General features: G+C 30.9%; 2 protein-coding genes. Both read left to right on the top strand.

Annotation, left to right across the window (positions count from 1 at the left end; all coding sequences use genetic code 11):
• The coding region (locus tag ACR0QS_RS11975; protein ID WP_432633684.1) for an ankyrin repeat domain-containing protein at positions 1 to 1,286 on the top strand (1,286 nt) is incomplete at its 5' end.
• A 366-nt stretch (positions 1,287 to 1,652) separates the two neighbouring features.
• A complete protein-coding gene (locus tag ACR0QS_RS11970) occupies positions 1,653 to 3,110 on the top strand; it encodes a B12-binding domain-containing radical SAM protein (RefSeq protein WP_432633683.1) in 1,458 nt (485 codons plus the stop codon).
• Positions 3,111 to 3,673: the final 563 nt, after the last annotated feature.

The raw sequence follows: 3,673 nt of genomic DNA, 5'->3' as shown, positions 1-3,673 counted from the left end.
TAATAGAAGCTATAGCAAATAATGATATTGAAGAATTAAATTCTATATTGCAACAAGAAAAAATTGATATTGACAGTAAAATTCAAGTGGCAATAAAAGATGATAATTATGAAATTACGCCATTAAGTTTCGCTTTATATAATGGAAATTATGAATCAGCTAAACTTTTAATAGATAATGGAGCAAATATTGATACTATAGCGAACGAATATAGAGAAAATGCATTAACATATTCCGCTTTAGAATCAAATTTTGATATTATTGAGCTTTTAGTAGAAAATGGAGCTAATATTAATGCTAAAGACAGCTTTGGTTTTACTATTTTAATGTGGGCTTCATATAGAGGAGATTTGGAAACCGTTAAAATTTTGGTTGACAACGGAGCGGATGTTAATATTTCGGATTTTGGCGGTTATACGGCTTTAATGCTTGCTTTGAGCGAAGGAAAAATAGAAACGGCTAAATATTTGGAAGAAAACGGCGCTATTAATTACTCTGAAAACGATTTTGATAATTCTATAGCTTTAATGGGAGCTTCATGCGGAGGAAATTTAGAGACAATTAAATATTTGATAGACAACGGAGCTGATATTAATATTAAAGACGAAAACGGAATGACGGCTTTGATGGGAGCTTCTGGCAATAATAATTTAGAAATCGTTAAACTTTTGACGGAAAACGGAGCATATATTGACGATAAAGATAACGAAGGTTTTTCGGCTTTAACTATCGCTTCAAAAAATGGGAATTTAGAAACGGTAAAATATTTAGTGGAAAACGGAGCGGACATTAACTCTGAAGATAATAATGGAAATACTATTTTAATGATTGCAACAGAAAATAATAATTTGGAATTAGTCCGATATTTAGCGGAAAATAATGCAAATGTAGATATAGGAAACAATGACGGAATAACAGCTTTAATGATTGCATCGGAAAACTGCAATTTAGAAATGGTTCGATATTTGGCGGGAAGAGTGGAAAATATTAACGCTTTCGATAAAAACGGATATACAGCATTAAAAGAAGCTTCAAATAAAGGGAATTTAGAAACTGTAAAACTTTTAGCCGATAACGGAGCGGATATTGACGGGGAATATGGAGAAACCGCTTTAATGATTGCATCTGGAAACGGAGATTTGGAATTAGTTCAATATTTAGTGGAAAATGAAGCGAATATTAACGCCGAAGACGATAACGGATGGACAGCTTTAATGAAGGCTTTAGCGAATAAACATTTTGAAATAGCCTCGTTTTTATTAGACAGCGGAGCGAATATTAAATAATAAAAGTATTTATATCTGTTAGTTAAATGTTTGAGAATTTTTTGTTTTAAATTATTGATATTTTTTATAAATTATGATATAATTTCCATAAATTGATAGAATTATTAAAACTAAAAAAAGGAATTTTGAAAAATGAGCGGATGTAAATTCTACAATACAATACAATACAATACAATACAATACAATACAAGCCATTATTATAATTTTTGGCTGTTTTTTCATTGCAAAACTGAAAAATTATCTAATCAATTTTATTCTAAAACAAGGGATTTATCATGACTGAAATCCTTGAAAGAATTGATACGAATAAATATTTAACAATAAAATTCTATTTATTAAAATTAATTTCAAGAGGCGGGTAAAAATATGAATAAAATAAATAAAATATATATAGGCTATCCTCCGTTTGAAAGCGATAGGGGAGTGGCGCTTCTTTCACAAAACAGACAGTTTCAATGGTTCAAAAGTCCGACTTATATTTATCCCGTAGTTCCCGCAACTGCTGCGACAATGATAAAAAACGCGGGTTATGAAGTCGCTTTCATTGACGCGATTGCAAGAAATATGAACTCTACTCAATGGTATCAATATTTGGATGAAAATACTCCCGATTTATTATTTTTTGAAGTTAAAACTCCTGTGATATATAAAGCTTGGAAAATAGCGAATACTCTTAAAGAAAAATATCCTAAAACTATAGTAGTTATAGGTGGAGACCATGTTACTGCAATGCCCGAAGAGACGATGCAAAATTGCAAAGTCGATTATTTATTATGCGGAGGAGATTACGATTTTCTTTTGCTTAATTTAATAGAATATCTTAACGGAAAAAGCGAATTGGAAAAAGGAATATATTACAGAGAAAACGGAATTATAAAAAATACGGGAATGTTCGAATTGAGACATGATTTAAAAACTTTGCCCTTTATCGATAGAGATTTAACCGAGTGGAAAAGATACGCTTACGATAACGGAAATTTCAAACGAATACCGGGAACTTATATAATGGCGGGAAGAGACTGCTGGCATCATCGCTGCACTTTCTGTTCTTGGACGGGAATATATACAAATTTTAGAGCGCGGACTGCGGAAAATGTCGTTGACGAAATAGAGTTTTTATATAACAAATATAATATAAAAGAAATAATGGACGACACGGGATGTTTTCCAATAAAGAAATGGCTAAACGATTTTTGCAATATTATGATAGAAAGAAAATTAAATAAAAAAGTAAATTTGGATTGCAATATGCGTTTCGGTTCGGTAAATGAAGAAGAATATAGATTAATGAAAAAAGCGGGATTTAGATTTTTATTATTCGGATTGGAATCGGCGAGTCAAAATACATTGGATAAATTAAAGAAAGGAAACAAAGCCGAAGAAATATTGCCGTCTTGCAAAGCCGCTGCTGATGCGGGACTCTCTCCTCATATAACGGTTATGCTTGGCTATCCTTGGGAAACGGAAGAAGATATTGAAAAAACTTACGAGCTTACGAAAAAACTTCTTCTTAAAGGTTATGCGAAAACTATGCAGGCTACGATAATAATTCCATATCCCGGAACCGAATTATTTAATCAATGCAAAGCGGATAATTTGCTTCTCACGGAAAATTGGGAAGATTACGATATGCGTCAAGCGATAATGAAAACGGAAGTCGGCGAGCAGAAAATAAAAGAATGGATACAGAAACTTTATAATTTGAGTTTTACTCCGAGATTTTTGGCTCATAAAATTTTATCCATAAGAGATTTGGACGATATTAAATATTATTTGCGAGCTTTCAAAAAAGTTTCAAAAGGGCATTTGAAAGATTTCGCTTGATTTTATTTTTAGAAAAATTAAACTTATAAATATAAAAGCCGATAAATTTTATAAAAATAACAAATTTTAGTATTGACTTAATTTCGCTATGCGTGCCTTTGGTGATAAAGTTTGTTATTATTAATAGATAATAAAAATTGCGGTGTGGCGACAAAGTCGGCGCTAGGCTAAAAGCCCACATAGTGAAGCGGACTGTGTCCAAACGCCAAGCAATCCATAGATAAAATGGAATACTGGCGACTACATGCTTTTAGCGAATTTAAAAAAAAAATTTGTTTTGAGTATTGACATATTTTCCAATCCATGTTATATTTTACCTAAAATTAAAGCTAAATAGCAAAGGATTAGTAAATTATGAAAGAAACTACTGTAACTTTGTTAAGCAAAGCAAAGCAAAGCAAAGCAAAGCAAAGCAAAGCAAAGCAAAAATTATATTTTAGACAATAATTATTTAAAATTTCTATTTCAAAAATATTTTTTAAATTTATTTAAATCTTTTTTAACTTTAATCAAATTTACTTTCGATAGCTTATCAAGGAAAATAAAAATTCCTTGTTTAGTTA

Origin of the sequence: Brachyspira sp., from assembly GCF_050873525.1 — a bacterium.
In the GTDB taxonomy this organism is placed as follows: domain Bacteria; phylum Spirochaetota; class Brachyspiria; order Brachyspirales; family Brachyspiraceae; genus Brachyspira.
Note: the sequence above shows the minus strand (reverse complement) of the source record. Positions and strands in the feature narration are given on the sequence as shown.